The sequence below is a fragment of the Murdochiella vaginalis genome (assembly GCF_902381775.1).
Taxonomy (GTDB): Bacteria; Bacillota; Clostridia; order Tissierellales; family Peptoniphilaceae; genus Murdochiella; species Murdochiella vaginalis.
Genome location: NZ_LR698969.1, coordinates 1209990 through 1229584, shown reverse-complemented (window position 1 = coordinate 1229584; position 19595 = coordinate 1209990). Strand labels below are relative to the sequence as shown.

The following is a 19595-nucleotide window of genomic DNA, read 5'->3' as shown; positions in this document are numbered from 1 at the left end:
CCTTTCTGTGCTTCGCTTATTATAGCATTCGTCCGAATGCAAACGAAACCGGAAAAATAGAAGGAAAGGAAACGGAAGACCATAACTTGACCGCACGATTCTATATTTTCACTAAAATTATGACAATATTGTCTTATTCCATCGCTTTTTTCCTTGCACCCTGTTACACTGCTCTTGGAACGAAAAGGAGGAACCATGCGACGTCAGGGAAAGTTGATCATACTGTCCGGCCCTTCCGGAGTGGGTAAGGGAACGGTCTGTGAAGCGCTCAAAGCCATGCGTAACGATCTTAAGGTGAGCATTTCCGCCACCACACGCGCCAAGCGGCCGCAGGAAAAAGATGGTGAAAATTATTTTTTTTATACGCCTGCCGAATTTAATGCTCTCATCGACCGCGGAGAATTGATTGAATTTGCGAAGGTGCACGGCAATTATTATGGCACGCCGAAAGCCTACGTGTTGGACCAGCTTGCTGCCGGTCAAAACGTGTTGCTGGAAATTGACGTGCAGGGCGCCATGCAGGTGAAACAAAATATGCCCGGCGGCGTGTACATTTTCTTGCTTCCGCCGCATCGTGGCGATTTGGAATCCCGCATTCGGAAACGTGGCAGTGAAAACGAGGATAGTATTCATCTGCGTTTGGCCAATGCCGGCAAAGAGATCTCCATGCTGCACGATTATGATTTCGCTGTTGTCAATGACGAGGTGGATCGCTGCGCGGAGATGGTGTCTCATATTATCGATGCTGAAAATCAACGCATCGATACCGAACTGATTGAAACCTATTGGGAGGAATTTCATGATTAATCCATCATTTCGAGAACTGGGCGAAATCAGCCCGAGCCGTTACGACGTGTGCGTGATGGTGATGAAACGTGCGCGCCTGCTAACCGACGGGTCACAACCGTTAGTGGACAGCAAAGGAGAAAAACCGGTTACCATCGCCTTGGATGAAATTATGCAGCGTAAAGTCACCAAGGTCGATCAAGTAGCCCCTGTGGAGGAATAAATGAGTCTTTCAGGCAAGCGCATCCTCCTTGGTGTATCGGGAGGGATTGCAATCTATAAAATTCCGGATCTGTTGTCACGCTTGCGCAAAGCAGGTGCGGAAACGCGGGTGGTCATGACGGAAGGTGCCGCTCGTTTTGTGACGCCTTTGACCTTTCAGACCATGTCCGGTCATACGGTATACACGGATCTCTTTGCCGAAGAGGAGGGGATGATTCCCCATATCGACTTAACGCGCGAGGCGGATCTGTTTTTGATTGCTCCTGCGACGGCGAATATTCTTGCGAAAATGGCGAACGGCATCGCAGATGATTTGCTTTCCGCAACCGCTCTTGCGGCCCATTGCCCTGTCCTTGTTGCACCCGCTATGAATGTGGTGATGTATCATAACGCCGCCACACAGGAAAACTTAGAGACGCTTCGTAGTCGAGGCATTTCGATTTTGGATCCGGAAGCAGGATGGCTGGCCTGTCAAGAGGAAGGGGAGGGGCGCATGCCGGAGCCGGTTTCGCTCCTTTTGGCTGTGGAAAGTGCCTTAACCGAAAAGGATTTAGCGGGCAAGCGCATTCTGGTTTCGGCGGGTCCGACCCGGGAGCGACTGGATCCTGTGCGCTTTTTGACCAATGATTCCTCCGGTAAGCAGGGCGTGGCCATTGCAAAGCGCGCTGCGATGCGCGGGGCCGATGTGACGCTGGTACATGGAGAGATGAAGGTGCCTGTGCCGCAGGGTGTGCGCGCGATTGCCGTGGAGTCGACGGAGGATATGCTGGCTGCTCTGGAGAGGGAATTTCCGAAAGCGGATGCGCTTTTGATGGCGGCTGCTCCGGCAGATTTTCGCCCCGTGGAAGAAAAAACGCAGAAAATAAAAGGCGCGGATGACGGAAAGGTCCATATTCTGGAGATGGTGGATACGCCGGATATTCTCCGACATCTCGCCACGATGAAGACGCATCAGACGGTGATCGGGTTTGCCACCGAATCCGAAAAAGTCTTGGACCATGCACGCGAAAAGTTAAAGAAGAAAAAATTGGATTATATCGTGGCGAACGATGTCACGAAGGAAGGCGCCGCATTCGATTACGATACGAATATTGTGACGATTCTCGGTGAGGAGAAGGAAGAAGCGCTGCCGCTTCTAACCAAAGAAGAAGTGGCGGATCATTTATTGGATCTTTTGCGATGAGTACGTTCGTTGACGTCTATCTTTTAACCAATACGAGAAAGACGGAGCGCCTTTTTACGTATGCCGTTCCCGACGCCCTTCGTGAAGGAGCGGTGCGCGGTGCTCTTTGCCGCGTTCCGTTCGGGCGAGGCAATCGTCGTTGTGATGCTCTTGTTTGGCAAGTCGTGGAAAAGGATCCTCCGAATTTTCCTACAAAGGATATTCTCTCCTGGATTCCCACGCTTTCTCCGGTGTCGGAAGAAGCACTGGCCTTAGTCGAGGACATGGTCCACCACGATCTTTCTGATTTCGCCGCAGCCATTCAAACGGTTCTCCCCCCGGGGAAACCGGGAGAATATCGTCCGAAGGTTCGCTTTCATTATGCATTGACAAAAGAGGGAAAAGAAGCAACGCCGCGTGCCGGAGCACATCGTCAGGCGAAGGTTTTGGCCGCTCTTTCCAACGGCGCGCTTTCTCGTGAAGCGCTGCTTACCGAAACCCAAGCCGATTCCGCGACGCTTTTGCGTCTGGAAGAACGGGGGTGGATTGTCCGCGAAGAGGAGCGTATAAAACGTCTTCAAAAGCCGGAAGCAGAAGCCTATGCGGCCATGCCGTTAACACCTCAGCAACAGAAGGTATTCGAGCAGATTACGGAAAAAACGGGTCAATATCTGCTTTGCGGCGTAACCGGTTCGGGAAAGACCGAGATCTATCTGCAATTGGTGCAAAAGGCGCTGGAAGAAGGTAAGCAAGCCATTATTTTAGTGCCTGAAATCGCATTGACGCCGCAGACCATCGCACGTTTTGAGGGGCGCTTTGGCCGCCAAGTCGCTATATTGCATTCCCGGCTTTCTTCTGCAGAACGCTATGAAGAATGGGAAAAGATTCAGCGCGGGGAAGTCACCATTGCCATCGGTGCAAGAAGCGCCGTGTTTGCTCCTTTTTCCGATCTCGGCATTCTCATCATTGACGAGGAACATGAGACGAGTTATGTGAGCGAGCAGAACCCGAAGTATCATACCGATCATATTGCGGCATTTCGGGCCAACTGGCATCATTGTTCCTTGGTTCTGGGCTCGGCAACGCCGTCCATAGAATCGCTTTATCGTGTGGAAACAGGGGAGCTGACCCGCCTGGATTTACCTACGCGTGTGCATAATCAGCCCATGCCGACGGCACATTTGGTGGACATGCGAGAAGAACTGAAAAACAACAATCGATCCATGTTTTCGCGCTCTCTCTATAATGCGACGAAGAATGCGCTCAGCAAGGGAGAGCAGGTTATTCTGTTTCTCAACAAACGTGGACATACCTCGTTTGTGTTTTGCCGCGCCTGTGGCTATGTTTACCGGTGTGATGCGTGCGATGTGGCTATGACGTATCACAAACACCGTGATAAGCTCATCTGTCACTATTGTGGAAGAGAGAAGGTCTATCGTAGGAAGTGCCCTCAATGTGGAAGTCACGCAATACGGGAATTCGGCGCCGGAACGGAACAGCTGGAAGAAGAGGTGAGGCGGCTATTTCCCGAAGCACGGGTACGTCGAGCGGATGCGGACACCATGCAGCAAAAGGGTGCCTATGATGACGTTTATAATGGAATGCGAGAAGGGAAAATTGACATTCTCCTTGGAACCCAGATGATTGCCAAAGGATTTGATTTTCCAAAGGTAACGGTCGTCGGCATACTTTCCGCCGATGTCAACCTGAATTTGCCGGATTTACGCGCGGCGGAGCGAACCTTTCAGCTATTAACGCAGGTGGCCGGACGAGCGGGGCGAGCAGATCGTCCCGGTGAGGTGTTTATTCAGTCTTATGTTCCATCCCACTATGCGTTGCTTTCCGCGGCAACCTATGACGTCGATGCTTTTTACCGTCAGGAAATCGCCTATCGTCGGGAAAATCAGTATCCGCCCGTATGGCATGCGCTGCACATCCAATTCAGCGGCTTTCGACGGGATGAAGCGCTGCATAAAGCACATCAGGTACATGATTTTCTCGCTCGCCGCTACGGTGATCTTCACCAAGATGGACCGAGTCCGAGCGTTATAGAGCGTATGAACCGTCGCTATCGCTTTTCCCTCATGCTTCGTTCGCCGGATCGGAGACTGCTGGAAGAGGCGGGCAGAAGCGTCATCCATGCGTTTCCGACGGCGGAAGATTTGTGGATTACGGTTACGCTGGATCCGTTAACGATGTATTAATGCGGCATGTGCCGCACGAAACAAGAAGGACCGCTTTTCAAGCGGTGAAAAAGAAAGGACAATCATGGCTTTATTAACCTTGCGCGTAGAGGGAGATCCTATCCTTCGCAAAAAAGCAAAGCCGGTCAATGCTGTAAATGACAAGATCCGCGCGCTTCTGGATGCCATGGTGGAAACCATGAAAGAAAACCAGGGCGTGGGTCTCGCGGCGCCACAGATAGGCAGATTGCGCCGTCTCATTACGGTGGATGTCGGGGAAGGTGTGTATAAAATGGTGAATCCCGAGATCCTCGAACGTTCCGAAGAGCAGCAGTTGGATATTGAGGGATGCCTATCCGTCCCGCACTACAACGGGACGGTCTATCGCCCGCAAAGCGTTACGGTGTCGTATCAGGACGAAGAGGGCGTGGAGAGAACGGTCAAAGCGGAAGGACTTTTCGCCCGTTGTCTCTGTCACGAAATCGATCACTTGAACGGCGTGCTGTTTCGGGACTTAGTGGAAGAAGAAATCGACCTTGCACATCCCACAGACGAACAGAAAGCATATTTGCGTGCGCATCATCTGTTGGATGAGGAAGACGAGGAAACAGAAGTAGAGCAGGAAGAGGCGTCGAATTCCGCTGACGAAGCGAAAGGAGAGCAGTAATGCGTATCGCCTTTTTCGGCACGCCGGATTTTGCACTTCCTTCGCTTCAGGCCCTTCATGCTGCGAACGATATGGACGTTGTTTTGGTCGTTTCGCAACCGGATCGAAGAAGATCCCGCGGAAAATGGAGCCCGACGCCTGTGAAGGAAGCGGCACTTGCGCTTTCTCTTCCGGTGGAAACGCCGGATTCCGTAAACGATGCCGCATTTCTTTCCCGGCTCGAAGAGGCGCAAGCGGATGTGTTGGTGGTAATCGCCTTCGGTCAGCTGCTCGGCAATACACTGCTTCGCCGCTATGCCGGAAAGATTTTAAATATTCACGCAAGCCTGCTTCCGCACTATCGCGGCGCCGCACCCATTCAGCGGGCCATGCTTGCCGGCGAGAACGAAGTGGGAGTAACAGCAATGTTGGTGGAAAAGGAACTCGATGCCGGGGATATGCTTCAACAGGCTTCTTTCTCACTAAAAGATGAGGATTTGAGCACCGTATCGAAAAAACTCAGCGTTCTTGGCGCAGAGGTGCTGTTGGATACCCTTCGCCATTATGATGCGTATTACGCGGTACGTGTGCCCCAAGATGACAACAAGGCAACCTACGCGAAAAAGATTCAGCGCGAAGACGGTTTGTTAGACATGAGAAAATCGGCCCCAATGCTGGTCCGCCAGGTATTAACTGTGAAAGAGTGGCCGGGCGCGAAATTGCGTTGGATGGGCGAAGAATACAAAGTCCATGCGGCGCATGCGGAGAAAGATGTCGATAAAGGCGAAGTAGGGGAGATTCTGCGTGCCGATAAGAACGGCATTGCTATTCAGACAGGAGAAGGACTGTTTGTGGTGGATATGCTACAGCCGGCTAATAAAAAAGCAATGTCGGTCGGTGCGTTTCTGAACGGTCATCCGGTAGCACCGGGAACGAAAATCACTCCATGGGAGAATGCGTGATGGGAAAAGCGGATGAGGCAAGAGCCGGTGCACTTGCTGTGCTGGTACAAGGAGAGCGTACAGGGGAAGCGGTAGAAAGAGCCCTCAATCGTCATGCGCAAGCGATGACGGATGCTCGTGACCGTGCTTCGATGCGTCGGCTCGTTTATGGCGTATTGGAAAACCGGCGCTATTTAGATGCGGTGTTGGACACCTTTTCGGCGCGCCCCATGGCCAAACAGAAAGGCACGGTACGCAATATTCTTCGCCTCGCCCTCTATGAATTGTACTTTTTAGAGACTCCGCCCCATGCGGCGGTCGATCAGGCGGTTTCGCTGGTACCAAAAAAGGAGCAGGCTCTGAAACGCTATGTCAATGCTGTACTTCGTTCTCTTTTGCGCGGGGGAGATAAAGCCAAAGAGCTTCCCATAGCCGACCGTCAGAAACGTCTTGCCGTTCGCTATTCCGTTCCGGATTGGATGGCCAAGTACTTGGCATGCTGTTTTTCAGAAAGCGATTGGGAGAGGGTATTGGCCAAACAAAACGAACCGGCGCCCATCAGTCTTTTCGTTTCACCCGATCAATCTCGTGAGGCGCTTTATCAATCCCTTGCACCTTTTCTTTCCGGACTCCGCTTTGGCACAATTTCCTCACACTGTCTTCTATGCAATAGCGGTATGGTAACCGATACTGAAGCATTTCGGGAAGGGAAAATTACTATTCAGTCGCAGGCTGGCGTGCGCGCCGCGGAAATGACCGTAGAAGGAATCCAAGAGGGAGAAATCCTCGATCTTTGTGCGGCACCGGGCGGAAAATCCGTAGCGATGAAGCTTCTCGCACCATCGTGTCGGATTGTTGCCAATGACGTAGTAGAAGAAAAACGACGCTATATGGAAGAGAATGCAGCACGCATGCATGCACCGCTGGAAATACACATAAGCGATGCGCGTGTGTTTCAAGCGGAATGGGAAAATCGGTTTGATGCTGTGCTGGTGGATGCGCCTTGTTCGGGTCTTGGACTTTTGGGGCGCAAACCCGATATACGTTGGAATCGACGAGAAGAGGATATCGAGACACTGGCCCGTTTGCAAAAAGAGATTCTGCAAACGGCACTGCGTTACGTTAAACCCGGCGGTCGACTGGTGTATAGCACCTGCACCTACGGCAGAAAAGAGAACGAAGAAGTTATCTCGACGCTTCCCACGAACTGGAAGCCGGAACCCATGGAGGGAAAATCGGTGCTGCGGTATTCCCCTCTGGTTGAGCATTCGGATGGCTTCTTCATTGCGCGCTTTCGGCGACCGACCGCTGACGGCAATAGAGCGGGGATGGTATAATAACGGAAAGCAGGAGGAAATATGCAACGTGCAGGCAATGCGTTTACGCTTGCGGAATGTAGGGAATGGGCGATTCGGCAAGGCTTTCCCGCTTTTCGCGGAAATCAACTTTTTCATCATTTCCATGTCGAGCGTAAACGGGATATTCTTGAGGCTCATGTCCTGCCCAAGGCGTTTCGGGAGCGAGCGGCAAGCCTTCCTGTACGCACAGTGCAGAAGATACATCGTCTCGCTTCTTGTGACGGCAGCGCAAAGTATTTGTTGGCCCTGGAAGACGGTGCAGCCATTGAGACGGTATTCATGCCCTATGCGGATCGTACGACGCTTTGCGTGTCGACGCAGGTCGGCTGCCGCATGGGATGTACGTTTTGCGCTTCCACCAAAGCCGCATTCGGGCGAAATCTGCAAGCCGAAGAAATATTGGAACAGGTATATCGAGTGGAAGAATGGGAAAATACTCCCATCACCCGTATTGTTCTCATGGGGATCGGTGAACCGTTGGATAACTTTGATGAAGTGCTTCGCTTTATTCACCTCGTCACGGCGCCGGAAGGGAAGAATTTGAGTGAGCGGCACATTACTCTATCCACGTGCGGCATTGTTCCGGGCATTTATCGCCTTATGGAGGAAAAGCTGGCTATCAACTTGGCCATTTCCCTGCACGCGACGTCAGATGAACGGCGAAAGCGAACCATGCCCATTGCCCGACGCTATGGCATTGCACAAGTGCTCGACGCTTGCGATGCCTATTTTGCCAAGACGGGAAGACGTATCAGCCTGGAGTACGCCCTCATTCAGGGTGAAAATGACCGAGAAGAGGATGTGCAGTGGATGAGCACGCATCTTGTTGGTCCGCAATATCATGTGAATCTGATTCCCTTGAATACGATCGAGGAGTTTCAGGGCCATTCCGCAAACGTAAAGGCAATCGCCCGTTTTGCCGAACGGTTGGAGAAGAACGGCGTGCATGTCAGCATTCGACAGAAACGCGGAGCAGATATCGATGCTGCCTGCGGGCAGCTGCGCGTCCTGTATGAAGAAGAAGAGAGGAATTGATGAACACCTATTCCATAACCGATGTGGGACGCGTGCGTTCCATGAATCAGGATCGCTATTCCAATTATTTTCATCCTCGCTTTTCGCTGCTTTTGCTGGCGGATGGTATGGGCGGACATAATGCCGGAGAAGTTGCAGCATCCATGGCCATTGACGCCTGCCAATCCTACTTTATGAAGGATAAGGATCGGAATGACTATGAAGCGTTTTTGACAGAGGCGATAGAAGCGGCGAATTCGGCGATCTACGAAAAAGGGGAACATGTTCCGGAATATCGTCGAATGGGAACCACCATTTGTGCAGCGGTCATTGCCGACAGACAATTGACCATTGCACATGTCGGGGACAGCCGCATTTATCTTTTCCGCGACGGAAAGCTCCTGCAGCTCACGCAGGACCATTCGCTGGTGGCGGATATGGTTCGACAGGGCTTGCTAACGCCGGAGGAGGCGCTGGTGCATCCGGATCGCAACACCCTTACGCGCGCCGTGGGAACGGATGAAACCATCGAGGTGGATACCCGTACGCTGCCGCTTTCTTCCGGGGATCGTCTGCTGCTGTGCAGTGACGGTCTGACAAAGATGATGGACACGACAAGTATAGAAGAGGTCTTGCAAGAAGAGCCGGGAGCACGTGAGGCGTGTGAACGTCTTGTTAAGCTGGCCAATGATAACGGGGGAGCGGATAACATTACGTTGACCCTCTATGACATAGGAGGCGATGATGAAGCCGATTCTGCTCAATAAGCGCTACCGCTTGGAACAACGTATCGGACAGGGCGGAATGGCCTATGTCTATGAAGCGGAAGATCTTGTGCTCAAGCGTAAGGTGGCCGTAAAAATTCTAAAAGACCAATATATTGAGGATGAAGAATTTGTCCAAAAGTTTGAAAATGAAGCGCTGGCTGCGGCCTCATTAAATCATCCTAACATTGTTAATGTGTATGATGTCGGACGTGAACAGATTGATGATCGCGTGTTGCATTATATCGTCATGGAACTCATTGAAGGCACGACTCTCAAGGAAGCAATCCAGACGCATGGCGTCATGAGCTCTGCCGTCGTTGCGAAAACCGGACAGCAGATTGCGCTGGCCTTGGCACGAGCCCATGAATGCAATTTAGTGCATCGGGACATTAAACCCGCTAATATTCTCATTACCAAAACCGGCGATATTAAAGTGGCAGACTTTGGTATTGCGCGCATCACCTCGTCTTCCACCGTAACCTTTACGAATAATATTTTGGGGACCGTACATTACATTTCGCCGGAGCAGGCAAAGGGCCAGCCCGTGGATGCGCAATCCGATATTTACTCGCTTGGGGTTGTCATGTATGAGATGGCGACGGGCAAGGTGCCTTTTGATGCGGAGACTTCGGTGGGCATCGCCATGAAGCAGATTCAAGAAGAGCCGGTTGCTCCCATCGAACGCAATCCGTCCCTGCATCCGGGCCTGAATCGCATTATTTTGCGCTGCTTGGAAAAGAATCCGAAAGATCGGTATAGTTCTGCCGAGGATCTGGCGGATGCGCTGGATAATTACAATGACTTTGACGACACCATGTCTCTTCCTACGGCTGCTGTTCGTTATGCGGAAAAGCCGAGGCCGGTGGAGCCGGTGCCGGAAGCGGTGTATCAAAGTCGTGGAGCGATGAGCCCGCAGCCGAGGAAAACCAATCGATTCCGTTTGCGCACCATTTCGCTTATTGCCGTTTCCGTGATTACCCTGGTGCTTCTTCTGGCATTTTTCCTGTATCAGAAGAAGAAAAATGAGCAGAATCAAATTGCTATGGTACCGGCAGTGATCAATTTAGAAGAAAAAAATGCTTTAGATCAGCTGGCAATGAGCAATCTCAAAGGCGTGGTGACCGAGAGACGCCCGGATGAAGAGGTGGAAGAAGGCATCGTTATTGATCAGAGCATCATGAGCGGTACGTCCGTACCAAAAGGGACGACTGTTAATCTCGTGGTCAGTTCCGGAAAGAAACGAAAAACGGTTCCCGACGTGAGTGGAAAAAGCGTGGAAGAAGCCACAAAACTGTTGCAGGAAGCAGGCTTCCGGCTCGGACAAACGAAAATGGCCTTTGATGAGAATTTTGCGAAAAACCAGGTGGTGGGGACAGAGCCTTCTGTGGGATCGGAGGCGGAGAGCGGAAGCCGCGTGGTTCTCATTGTAAGCAAAGGCAAGGAAGCTGTTATGACGGTGGTGCCGGTCTTGATCAACAAGACGCAAAATCAGGCGTTGGCCGCCATCAATGAGGCGGGATTGAAGCTCGAAAAGCTCAATACTTCTTTCAGCACCTATCCTTCCGGCACCGTCATTTCTCAATCCATTGCTGCCGGCACACAGGTCGAGAAAAATAGCGCGATCTCCATCACGGTGTCCATGGGAGAAGAGGCGACATCCACCCAAAACAACGCATCGAAAAAGATGATTTACAAGACGCGGATTTATCCGCCGGCAGGAAAGGAAACCTTTGAAGTGACGATTTTTGATCTGAATGAATCGCGCGAGGAGCCGGTGTTTAAAAAGACCTTCCGTGCCTCTGATGCCAATAGCGAAGGCTATATTTCCGCATCCGTGGAAGCGATGGAGGGAGCACAATTTTCCATCTATATTGACGGTGTCTTGGCGGAAGCCAACACCGTGAACAAGCCATCCAAAGAATAATGCATACGGTGCGGTAAGGAGGAAATGTGCCCGAAGGACATATTATTTCGGCAGAGAAAGATCGATACGAATTGGCGCCAGGACATGATGTCACATGGACAGGTACGCTCTTTGCGAAGGGGAGGGGCGTTTTTCGCGACAATGGTCTTCGACCGATGATTGGAGATTATGTTCGTTGGACGAAAAGCGACCAGGACGAAGAAGCCATCATTACTGAAGTGCTTCCTCGCAAGAATCGCCTTCTTCGCCCGCCTGTTGCGAATGTGGATCAGGTTTTAGTGGTGGAGACGCTGGTGGAGCCGATGGTGAGCGCTCTGCAGCTGGATAAATTGCTGGCGGTTTTGGAAAAACGTCATTTTTCGGTATTGCTTTGCTTTAATAAGCTGGATCGAACGACTGCTAGTTTGCGCGATGCATGGGAAAGCCGGTATCGACCGACAGAATATCCGATCTTCTTCGTCGATGCCCTTCACGGCGAAGGAATGGACGCCCTTGAGCAAGCCCTGCAAGGACGCATGACGGCAATTGCCGGTCCGTCCGGAGCGGGAAAATCTACGCTGATACGAAGACTGAGCGGAGAAGAGTCGATTTCTGTCGGTGCACTCAGTGCAAAAACGGCGCGCGGAAAACAAACAACGCGGACCAGCCGGCTCTTTTCGTTGGGCGAAGAGACGTTCATTTTTGACACGCCCGGGTTTTCCTCCTTGGATTTGCGGGATTTTACGGATGTCTCCGAATTGGCAGCCGCATTTCCTGAGATGGCACGAATAAAAGAGCTTTGTCGCTTTCGCAATTGCTCCCACCGCAAAGAACCGCAATGCGCGATAAAACAAGCCGTGGAGAGGGGCGAGATTGCAGCGGGACGGTATGAATCCTATCTCACGCTATATGCGGAAATCGAAAAGCGCCTGGCTCGTTAACATATTCTCCCCGCTTCGAGGAGGATTGAAAAAGGGTGGATTGCCTGTCAAGGGCGATCGGTAACAAGAAAGGAAAGGGAATGGATCGTCAATTGTCTCCTTCGCTTTTATCAGCGGATTTTTATCAACTGGATCGCGAAATCGACGTTTTGGAAAAGGCGGGAGTAACGCATTTGCATCTGGATGTCATGGACGGCCAATTTGTCGAAAACATTACTTTCGGACCTGCGCTTCTTGCAAAAATGCGCCCGCACACCTCTCTTTTTTTTGATACGCATTTAATGGTGAGAGAACCCTCGCATCTTTTTCCTGCCTTTCAAAAAGCGGGATGTGATCTGTTAACCATCCACTGGGAGGCTGTTACGCACTGTTATCAGGCTCTACAGGAGATTCATCGTCTGGGAATGAAAACCGGCGTCGCACTGAATCCGGCAACACCGGTTTCCGTGTTGGAAGAGGTTTTACCAGAGACGGATCTCATTCTCATTATGAGCGTAAATCCCGGCTTCGGCGGGCAGTCTTTCATCCCGTCCATGATGGAAAAAATACGTAAAGCAAGAAAATGCATTGATGAATCTGGAAAAGACATTATCTTGGAAGTGGACGGCGGCATCCATTTGGATAATGTCGATGCGGTGTTAGAAGCGGGCTGTGACTGGATCGTGGCCGGCTCTGCAGTGTTCGGCGCGCATACTGGAGAGTCGGCAAAAATGTTTTTGGAGCATATTCAGCGATGAACTATGCCGCTGTGATCGCAGCAGGGGAGAGTCTTCCGTCGGATTCTTTTATACGTCGGAAATTGGATGAAGTAGATACCATCATTGCTGCAGATGGGGGATTTGATGTTCTACTTCGTCTGGGTCTACAAGCAGACCTTCTTGTAGGAGACTTTGACTCTTCTTCTTTCGCATACTCCCATCCTTTTGTTCAGGAGTACATAGAAAAGGGAAAAGTCCTTCGTTATCCGGTGCGAAAAGATGAAACCGACACGGAACTGGCGCTTGCTTATTGCTTCCAACGGGGAGCAGAGCGTGTTCTTCTTTTTGGTGGCGCCGGTTCGAGGATGGATCATACCATGGTGAATTTAGCGCTGATGAAGCGCTTTGAAGAACAAGGCATGGCTGTAGTGCAGTACACAGCAAACAATGTCATTCGTTATCTTGTGCCCGGTGTATATTCTTTGCCTCTTCGTTCTCCTGTCTGGTATACGTCGTTTCTGCTTTTTTCCGGCGAGAGCGTACTGACTTTAAAAGGATTCGACTATTCGATCACACACACTACGCTTCGTGCAGGATCTTCACTGGCGGTGTCCAATCATGTTTTGGAATCGAATAATGAAGTGCGCATTGAAAGTGATACAGGCTGCGGCGTCTTTTGCATTCAATCTCGGGACGTAGCGCGCGCATCCTTTACCGAAGCGAAGGAGCAAGATAAAAAGTGAAGCCTTCTCCGACGTCAAAGATACAAGAAAGCCCCCTATGCAATACAGCATAGGGGGCTTTTCATTGCAATGCTAACCCGGATCGAAGCCGCTTACATCGGGTGGTTACGCTTCGACCGCTTGTTCTACGACTTCCTCTTGAACGACGGTCTCTTCTGCCGGAGACTCTTCGATATAGTCGGCGTTCGGTCGGTTGCGATTTACTAAGCCGGAACGCAAGCAACGCGTGCAGGCATAGATTCGCTTCGGCGTACCGTTCTCATCGTAAACACGTACGCGACGCAAGTTCGGCGTCCACGTACGACGAATACCTCTATGCGAAAAGGTAACCTTATTACCGGCTGCTTTGGTTTTTCCACAAATTGCACAAACTCTCGACATGACTTTCCTCCTGCTCTTCCATGTAAATGAACATGGGTATTATAACAAAATGCGTTTACAGTCGCAAATGATTCCGAAAAATCCTTCTTGCTTTGCCTTTCCTCTCGGGGCAGTGCGAAGGAAGCGTACGATTATGGTATAATCAAGGAACGTGAGAGAACACGTTGCCGATAAAGGAGGAGTCATGTCTTTAACAATTGTCAATGAGTTTGGTAACGTAACAATAGAAGATGATGTCATCGAGCGCATTGCGGTACAGGCTGCCATGGAATGCTATGGAGTGGTCGGCTTGGCGGCACGCGGTCCGAAAGATGATATCTATCGCTTGCTTCGTTTGGAAAATATGAGTCGCGGCGTACGCGTGTTCGCCGATGAGCAGCAAGGAATTATTATTCAATTGCACGTGATCTTAGAGGCAGGCATGCGCTTGTCCATGGTAGCTGAAAATATCATCGATACCGTGCGCTACAATGTGGAGTCCAAAACCAATCTTACCGTTCGCTCTGTCGATGTTTTGGTACAGGGATTGCGTGTATAAGGGGGACAATGTGGAACGAATGGAAGCAACCGTTTTTCGAGAAGGCCTGTTACAAGCTTGTCGTCTTCTTGATGAACATAAAGAAGAAGTTAATGCGCTCAATGTTTTTCCCGTTCCGGATGGCGATACGGGGACAAACATGAGCCTAACCATGAAATCGGCTGCGGAAGCGGTCAGTAATGCGCCCGAGAGTATCCAGGCCATGGCAAAAGCTCTTGGTAACGGTTCCCTCATGGGAGCGCGCGGCAACTCAGGCGTTATTCTTTCTCAGCTTTGTCGCGGATTAGCACAATCATTAAAGGGAAAAGAAGTCATTCTCCTGTCGGACATTGCGGATGCTCTGGAATCGGCGCGTGCAAAAGCCTATAAAGCGGTCATGCAGCCGACAGAAGGAACTATCCTTACTGTCGCTCGGGCGATGAGTGAGTTTGCCATCCAAAATCAACACGAATACAGCGATATTGTTGCCTTTTTGAAGGACATTCTACGTTATGCCAATCATGTGCTGCAGCAGACTCCGGACATGCTCGCCGAATTGAAAGAGGCAGGCGTGGTGGATGCCGGCGGTCAAGGTTTGGTCTATTTATTTTGCGGATTTGTACAAGCTCTTTCCGGCGAGGATCTGCACACGCTTTTAGAGCAGTCAAAAACGCAACTTCCACAGGTGGAGTCCACCGCACGGGGACGAGAACAGGCATTAAAATCGGAAAAAGCATATTTTGTGTCCTTCCGGATCAATAATATTGAACGGGAACGTCTCTTGCGCCATTTGGAACATTACGGTGTACTGGAAAGCATTAGTGAGACGGAAGATGGCTTTTTTGTCGAGGCCTATTCAGACGTGCCGGTTAAACTTATCAATAGTCAAGACAAACGCGGGGATTTAACGGAAATTCATGTGATTTCCACGCGCCGCCATGCCTTATTACAGAGCGAAAAAGAAGAAAAGCAAGCGAATGTGTTTGAACCGATCTCCAAGCCCCAAACGCTGTCTCGTTTCGGCTTTGTCGCTGTCTGCATGGGCGAAGGCTTCCGCTCGCTGTTTCGCGATATGATGGTTAACGAAGTGGTCTCCGGTGGTCAGACGATGAACCCGTCAACAAAGGATTTGCTGGATGCGGTGGAACGGGTACCGGCAGAAACCGTTTTTATTCTGCCAAACAATAAGAATATTATTTTGGCTGCAGAGCAGGTCCATGAGTTAACGGAAAAGAAGGTCGTGGTCATCCCGACAAGATCCATGCCGGAAGGCGTGATGGCACTATTTCATTTTGATGACACTGCGGATGCCGAAGTGAATAAAGAGCAGATGACGGCGAGTCTTCGAGAAGTCATGACCGGCCAGGTCACGTATGCCGTGCGCGACACAGAAATGAATGGACTTACGATGAAAGCCGGCGACCGCATCGGCCTGATGAATGGCGAGATTGTCTTAACCGATACACAGGACGAATCGCTGGTCGAACGCCTGGTGGAAACGTATCGAAAACCGGAGCATACTCTTATCACCGTTTACGTCGGAAAGGATGCGGATCCGAATAAGGCGCAAGAACTTCATGATGTGCTTACCTCTCGCTTCGCGGACTGTGAAGTGGAATTTCTCCATGGTGATCAGCCGGTGTACACATATATCTTTTCTCTGGAATGAGCACACCGATTACGGCCGTAAAAGGCGTGGGACCGAAGAAAGCGGAAAGCTTTGGCCGACTGGGCATCACTACGGTGGAGGAGTTGCTTTATGCTTTGCCCTTTCGCTATGAAGACCGTCGTCATGTCTGTGCCATTTCCGCCTTATCGGATGGCTTGAAACAGGTTGTTTTTGCGCGCCTTACGCGTATCTACCGTCCGGTTCGTCTCGGCGGGCGACGTACCATCGTTCGTGCGAGCGTTGCGGATGATTCGGAAAGCCTTACGGTCGTTTGGCACAATCAGCCCTATATTACAAGGAATCTTCGGGTGGGAGATTCCTTTTATTTTTATGGTACCTATCGTGAGGCAAATCATGTGCTTTTCGATCCTCTTCTCGCAAAGGCAGAAACGGAAAAAGAAGGGAAAGAGAACTTTCTTGGGCTGTTTCCACAGTATTCCTTAACGGACGGTCTGTCGCAAAATGCACGTCGAGATGCCGTTAAACAAGCATTCTCCCTTCTTTCGCAGGTGGAAGATCCCTACCCTTCAAGCTGGCGCATAAAAGCCGGTTGGCGTCCCTTGTATGATCTTTTGAAAGCACTCCATTTTCCAACATCAATGCAAGAATTGGATGCGGCACGCGAGGAATGGCAAAATCGGGAGGCTTTGGAAGAAACCCTTGTGCGCCATTTTTGGGAGCGTTCCAAACATACAAAACAAAGCGTCTCCATGCGCCCTTGCAATCTGACCAAGGCCATGGCAAGGCTTCCGTTTATTCTTACAAACGCACAGAAAAATGCCGTCATGCTCTTACAAGAGCGACTTTGTGCTCCGTCGCCCATGAATGTGCTGTTGCAAGGCGATGTCGGTTCGGGGAAAACCGTCGTTGCGTTCCTGGCGGCGGAATGTGCCTTAGAAAACGGCTATCATGTGGCCTTTATGGCGCCCAGTGAAGTGTTGGCACGCCAACATGCGGAAAAAGCACGTTCCTTTTTTACACAGCCCGTCTATCTGTTGACGGGATCCACAACAGAAGAAGCGCGAAAAAAAATGGATGCGGCGGCGAAAGGAACGAAGCCGGGCATTTTTTTCGGCACGCATGCGCTGTTTCAGGATCGCGTCCGCTTTTCTCGCCTGGGGCTGGTGATTACCGATGAACAGCATCGTTTCGGCGTACGCCAGCGTGCTCGTCTGCAGGAAAAATCAGAGCAGCTCAATACGTTGGTGCTCAGCGCCACGCCCATTCCGCGCACATTAGCTTTGGTGGAATGGGGAGATCTGGAGCTGGTGCGCATTCATGAAAAACCGCCGGGAAGGGGAACCATCACCACTCGCATCGTGGATCGTCGCTCGGAGAAAGCGTGTTATCATGCCATTGCTCGCCAAATTGTGAAGGGGAGACAGGTCTATATTGTATGTCCCGTTATTGAAAGCGGCGAGGATAACGAACAGTATTGGTCCGTTACGGAAACCGAAAAACGAGTTCGTGCCGTGATGAAAAAAGAAGAAAACGTGGTAGGAAGAAAAGTTGTCATCGATACTCTCACGGGAAAGCAGTCGTCGGAGAGCAAGCGCGAAGTGATGGATCGCTTTTATCGTGGCAAAAGCGACCTCTTGATTGCTACGACGGTTATTGAGGTCGGCATTGATGTTGCGAATGCCGGCGTGATGATGATCGCCGAAGCGGAGCGATTCGGTCTGGCACAGCTTCATCAGCTTCGCGGACGTGTGGGCAGGGGGCAGGAAAATGCCTATTGCATTCTAATGCTTCATTCGTCCAGTATAGAAAATAAGCAGCGCCTGCGCGTTTTAGAACAAACGTTGGATGGCTGGGAGATTGCTCGTGCCGATTTGCGTTTGCGCGGAAGTGGGGATCGCTTAGGCACACGCCAGCACGGCCTGACCCTTTCTGATGAAGACCAACGAAAATGGCAAGAGGCTCTTGCACAAAGCGCCCGGTGGCTTCAGACACAGAAGGTTCCGCTCGATCGGCTGGAAGCATTGCCTTCGCCTTTGAGAGAGCGAATTAGGGAACGGATGGAGCGTATTCGACAAGTTACTCTTAATTGAGTATGAGAAAAATCATAGAAGACAAAAAGAAAAGAGAATCGATATGCATGTCATCACGGGAAAAAATAGAGGAATGAAATTATTGTCACCGGGAAAGAAGGACCGCACCCGACCGACCGAAGATAAAATCAAAGAGGCGGTATTTAACGTGCTACAACCGTTGAAAGCAGATGCGGATGTATTGGATCTCTTCGCCGGCACCGGACAGATTGGCATTGAATTTCTTTCTCGTGGCGCAAGACATGTTGTATTCGGCGAAAAATCGCACAGCATGGCGAAAATTTTACGGGAAAACATCCGCAAAGCGGCTTGGGAAGAGCAAAGTGTCGTCTTTGTTCGCGATTATCGAGAAGTGATTGCCGGTTGGTCAGGTTGTTATGATTATGTTTATCTTGATCCTCCATTCGGTTATCATATGGAGGAAGAGGCGATGGCCATGCTCCGTCGTCTTCATCGCGTGAAACCGAACGGACTGATTATTCTGGAATCGGCTGCTCCCGCGAAAGGAGAGGAAGAGCCATCAAGCACGTATTGTGGTTTTGTGCTGCTTTTCGATCGTATGTATGGACGCAAGCGTATTCGCGTGTTCAAGGAGGAATCATGAAAGTCATTTTTCCGGGCAGTTTTGACCCGGTCACAAAGGGACATTTGAATGTCATCTATCGCGCAGCCAATCTGTTCGATACGGTCGTCGTAGGCGTGCTGATCAATCAGGAGAAACCGGCGCTGTTTACGACACAGGAAAAAATTGAAATGATTGAAGAACTGATGTATGATTACAGCAATGTTACCGTAAAATTATTTTCCGGACTTTTAGTGGATTTTGTCCGGGAAGAAAAGGCGGATGCTGTTGTTCGCGGGATTCGCAACGAGGAGGATTTTCTTTACGAGCGGCAATTATCTTTGCTGAATCACTCGTTATATCCGGAAATGGAAGAGATTTTCCTTTTTACGGACAAAAATTACTCTTATGTCAGCTCCAGTTTTGCGCGAGAGGTTGCCAGCTACGGCGGAGATGTTTCGGGCATGGTGACCGAAAATGTTGCGAGAAGACTGCAAGAAAAATTTCGGTAAGGCGTATTCATCAGGAGGAAGCCATGGATATTTTACAATTGATTGAAGAGCTCGAAGATGAGATGGATGATGCGTCGAGCATCCCTCTTTCTAAGAAAGTAGCGATTGACCCCGATACGGTTTTTGAGATCATTAAAGAAATCCGTGCCAGTCTGCCGGAAGAGATTCGTCAGGCGAAATGGGTGAACGATGAGCGGGATCGCATTTTGCAGGAAGCCAATGATCAGGCGCAACAGCTTCTTGATCAGGCGAAGCAGCGTGCGGCCGAATCGGATCAGGATACCCAGAAGCGCTTTAATGAGCTGGTCAACGAGCATCGTATTACCCAAGAAGCTACAAAACGCGGAGAGGCTTTGCTGGAGCAGGCTAAGGTGCAGTCGCAGCAAATCCGCCAGAGCGTGTTTGCTTATGTGGATGAGTTGCTGGCCAACACACAGGAAAATCTCAACTCTGTCATTACCGAGCTTGGGCATAATCGCGACGAATTGAAGTAAACTGGAAAAACCGAGAGACAAAGGACGGCGCGTGCCGTCCTTTTT

Annotated in this window: 19 protein-coding genes and 1 pseudogene; 19 read left to right on the top strand and 1 reads right to left on the bottom strand. The window is 50.6% G+C overall.

The features are described from left to right. Positions 1-195 precede the first annotated feature (195 nt). The 13 genes from gmk to FXY30_RS05435 all read left to right on the top strand — a co-directional run bounded on the left by gmk (position 196) and on the right by FXY30_RS05435 (position 13364). Positions 196-807 carry a guanylate kinase gene (gene gmk / locus FXY30_RS05495; RefSeq protein WP_071705674.1) on the top strand — a complete coding sequence of 204 codons (612 nt, stop codon included), beginning with the start codon at positions 196-198 and terminating at the stop codon, positions 805-807. Next, positions 800-1009, top strand: a complete 210-nt coding sequence (gene rpoZ, locus FXY30_RS05490; protein ID WP_071705673.1) for a DNA-directed RNA polymerase subunit omega — start codon at positions 800-802, stop codon at positions 1007-1009. Before gmk ends, rpoZ begins: the two co-directional genes overlap by 8 nt. Further along, positions 1010-2191 (top strand): bifunctional phosphopantothenoylcysteine decarboxylase/phosphopantothenate--cysteine ligase CoaBC, encoded by a 1182-nt coding sequence (gene coaBC / locus FXY30_RS05485; RefSeq protein WP_071705672.1) that lies wholly within the window; start codon positions 1010-1012, stop codon positions 2189-2191. Then, a complete protein-coding gene (gene priA / locus FXY30_RS05480) occupies positions 2188-4374 on the top strand; it encodes a replication restart helicase PriA (RefSeq protein ID WP_071705671.1) in 2187 nt (728 codons plus the stop codon). Before coaBC ends, priA begins: the two co-directional genes overlap by 4 nt. A gap of 64 nt (positions 4375-4438) precedes the next feature. Continuing rightward, the gene (def, locus tag FXY30_RS05475) at positions 4439-5020 is read left to right on the top strand and encodes a peptide deformylase (protein ID WP_071705670.1); all 582 of its coding nucleotides are present in this window, start codon (positions 4439-4441) and stop codon (positions 5018-5020) included. Then, positions 5020-5961, top strand: coding sequence for a methionyl-tRNA formyltransferase (gene fmt / locus FXY30_RS05470; RefSeq protein WP_071705669.1), 942 nt, complete (start codon positions 5020-5022; stop codon positions 5959-5961). The genes def and fmt overlap by 1 nt, the downstream gene beginning before the upstream one ends. Next, complete coding sequence (rsmB, locus tag FXY30_RS05465) at positions 5961-7277, top strand: 16S rRNA (cytosine(967)-C(5))-methyltransferase RsmB (RefSeq protein WP_071705668.1); 1317 nt, start codon at positions 5961-5963, stop codon at positions 7275-7277. The genes fmt and rsmB overlap by 1 nt, the downstream gene beginning before the upstream one ends. Before the next feature lie 21 nt (positions 7278-7298). Continuing rightward, positions 7299-8333 carry a dual-specificity RNA methyltransferase RlmN gene (rlmN, locus tag FXY30_RS05460; RefSeq protein WP_071705667.1) on the top strand — a complete coding sequence of 345 codons (1035 nt, stop codon included), beginning with the start codon at positions 7299-7301 and terminating at the stop codon, positions 8331-8333. Continuing rightward, entirely contained in the window at positions 8333-9079 is a 747-nt protein-coding gene (locus tag FXY30_RS05455; RefSeq protein WP_071705666.1) for a Stp1/IreP family PP2C-type Ser/Thr phosphatase, read from the top strand. The genes rlmN and FXY30_RS05455 overlap by 1 nt, the downstream gene beginning before the upstream one ends. Continuing rightward, positions 9057-11003 (top strand): Stk1 family PASTA domain-containing Ser/Thr kinase, encoded by a 1947-nt coding sequence (pknB, locus tag FXY30_RS05450; RefSeq protein WP_071705665.1) that lies wholly within the window; start codon positions 9057-9059, stop codon positions 11001-11003. Before FXY30_RS05455 ends, pknB begins: the two co-directional genes overlap by 23 nt. 26 nt (positions 11004-11029) lie before the next feature. Continuing rightward, positions 11030-11923, top strand: coding sequence for a ribosome small subunit-dependent GTPase A (gene rsgA, locus FXY30_RS05445; protein ID WP_083428231.1), 894 nt, complete (start codon positions 11030-11032; stop codon positions 11921-11923). 80 nt (positions 11924-12003) lie between these two features. Next, positions 12004-12660, top strand: coding sequence for a ribulose-phosphate 3-epimerase (rpe, locus tag FXY30_RS05440; protein WP_071705664.1), 657 nt, complete (start codon positions 12004-12006; stop codon positions 12658-12660). Then, a complete protein-coding gene (locus tag FXY30_RS05435; protein WP_071705663.1) occupies positions 12657-13364 on the top strand; it encodes a thiamine diphosphokinase in 708 nt (235 codons plus the stop codon). Before rpe ends, FXY30_RS05435 begins: the two co-directional genes overlap by 4 nt. A 195-nt stretch (positions 13365-13559) precedes the next feature. Here FXY30_RS05435 and rpmB read toward each other — a convergent pair. Next, positions 13560-13745 (bottom strand): annotated as a pseudogene (gene rpmB / locus FXY30_RS05430) (50S ribosomal protein L28); the annotation flags it as partial. 184 nt (positions 13746-13929) lie between these two features. Between rpmB and FXY30_RS05425 the strand changes: the two are divergent. Genes FXY30_RS05425 through FXY30_RS05400 form a run of 6 tightly spaced genes read left to right on the top strand, consistent with a single transcriptional unit; the run spans position 13930 to position 19550 of the window. Continuing rightward, entirely contained in the window at positions 13930-14283 is a 354-nt protein-coding gene (locus tag FXY30_RS05425; protein ID WP_071705661.1) for an Asp23/Gls24 family envelope stress response protein, read from the top strand. A 19-nt stretch (positions 14284-14302) separates the two neighbouring features. Next, positions 14303-15931, top strand: coding sequence for a DAK2 domain-containing protein (locus FXY30_RS05420; protein WP_071706122.1), 1629 nt, complete (start codon positions 14303-14305; stop codon positions 15929-15931). Then, positions 15928-17982: an ATP-dependent DNA helicase RecG gene (locus FXY30_RS05415; RefSeq protein WP_071705660.1), complete on the top strand. Its 2055-nt coding sequence runs from the start codon at positions 15928-15930 to the stop codon at positions 17980-17982. The genes FXY30_RS05420 and FXY30_RS05415 overlap by 4 nt, the downstream gene beginning before the upstream one ends. A gap of 43 nt (positions 17983-18025) precedes the next feature. Beyond that, entirely contained in the window at positions 18026-18586 is a 561-nt protein-coding gene (gene rsmD, locus FXY30_RS05410; protein WP_071705659.1) for a 16S rRNA (guanine(966)-N(2))-methyltransferase RsmD, read from the top strand. After that, complete coding sequence (gene coaD / locus FXY30_RS05405; protein WP_071705658.1) at positions 18583-19056, top strand: pantetheine-phosphate adenylyltransferase; 474 nt, start codon at positions 18583-18585, stop codon at positions 19054-19056. The genes rsmD and coaD overlap by 4 nt, the downstream gene beginning before the upstream one ends. Before the next feature lie 23 nt (positions 19057-19079). Further along, positions 19080-19550, top strand: coding sequence for a hypothetical protein (locus FXY30_RS05400; RefSeq protein WP_071705657.1), 471 nt, complete (start codon positions 19080-19082; stop codon positions 19548-19550). Positions 19551-19595 lie beyond the last annotated feature (45 nt).

Excerpts from the sequence above, each read along its gene's own strand:
- gmk (WP_071705674.1), top strand. The coding sequence starts at position 196 with ATGCGACGTCAGGGAAAGTTGATCATACTGTCCGGCCCTTCCGGAGTG.
- rpoZ (WP_071705673.1), top strand. The coding sequence starts at position 800 with ATGATTAATCCATCATTTCGAGAACTGGGCGAAATCAGCCCGAGCCGT.
- coaBC (WP_071705672.1), top strand. The coding sequence starts at position 1,010 with ATGAGTCTTTCAGGCAAGCGCATCCTCCTTGGTGTATCGGGAGGGATT.
- priA (WP_071705671.1), top strand. The coding sequence starts at position 2,188 with ATGAGTACGTTCGTTGACGTCTATCTTTTAACCAATACGAGAAAGACG.
- def (WP_071705670.1), top strand. The coding sequence starts at position 4,439 with ATGGCTTTATTAACCTTGCGCGTAGAGGGAGATCCTATCCTTCGCAAA.
- fmt (WP_071705669.1), top strand. The coding sequence starts at position 5,020 with ATGCGTATCGCCTTTTTCGGCACGCCGGATTTTGCACTTCCTTCGCTT.
- rsmB (WP_071705668.1), top strand. The coding sequence starts at position 5,961 with ATGGGAAAAGCGGATGAGGCAAGAGCCGGTGCACTTGCTGTGCTGGTA.
- rlmN (WP_071705667.1), top strand. The coding sequence starts at position 7,299 with ATGCAACGTGCAGGCAATGCGTTTACGCTTGCGGAATGTAGGGAATGG.
- FXY30_RS05455 (WP_071705666.1), top strand. The coding sequence starts at position 8,333 with ATGAACACCTATTCCATAACCGATGTGGGACGCGTGCGTTCCATGAAT.
- pknB (WP_071705665.1), top strand. The coding sequence starts at position 9,057 with ATGAAGCCGATTCTGCTCAATAAGCGCTACCGCTTGGAACAACGTATC.
- rpe (WP_071705664.1), top strand. The coding sequence starts at position 12,004 with ATGGATCGTCAATTGTCTCCTTCGCTTTTATCAGCGGATTTTTATCAA.
- FXY30_RS05435 (WP_071705663.1), top strand. The coding sequence starts at position 12,657 with ATGAACTATGCCGCTGTGATCGCAGCAGGGGAGAGTCTTCCGTCGGAT.
- FXY30_RS05425 (WP_071705661.1), top strand. The coding sequence starts at position 13,930 with ATGTCTTTAACAATTGTCAATGAGTTTGGTAACGTAACAATAGAAGAT.
- FXY30_RS05420 (WP_071706122.1), top strand. The coding sequence starts at position 14,303 with ATGGAAGCAACCGTTTTTCGAGAAGGCCTGTTACAAGCTTGTCGTCTT.
- FXY30_RS05415 (WP_071705660.1), top strand. The coding sequence starts at position 15,928 with ATGAGCACACCGATTACGGCCGTAAAAGGCGTGGGACCGAAGAAAGCG.
- rsmD (WP_071705659.1), top strand. The coding sequence starts at position 18,026 with ATGCATGTCATCACGGGAAAAAATAGAGGAATGAAATTATTGTCACCG.
- coaD (WP_071705658.1), top strand. The coding sequence starts at position 18,583 with ATGAAAGTCATTTTTCCGGGCAGTTTTGACCCGGTCACAAAGGGACAT.
- FXY30_RS05400 (WP_071705657.1), top strand. The coding sequence starts at position 19,080 with ATGGATATTTTACAATTGATTGAAGAGCTCGAAGATGAGATGGATGAT.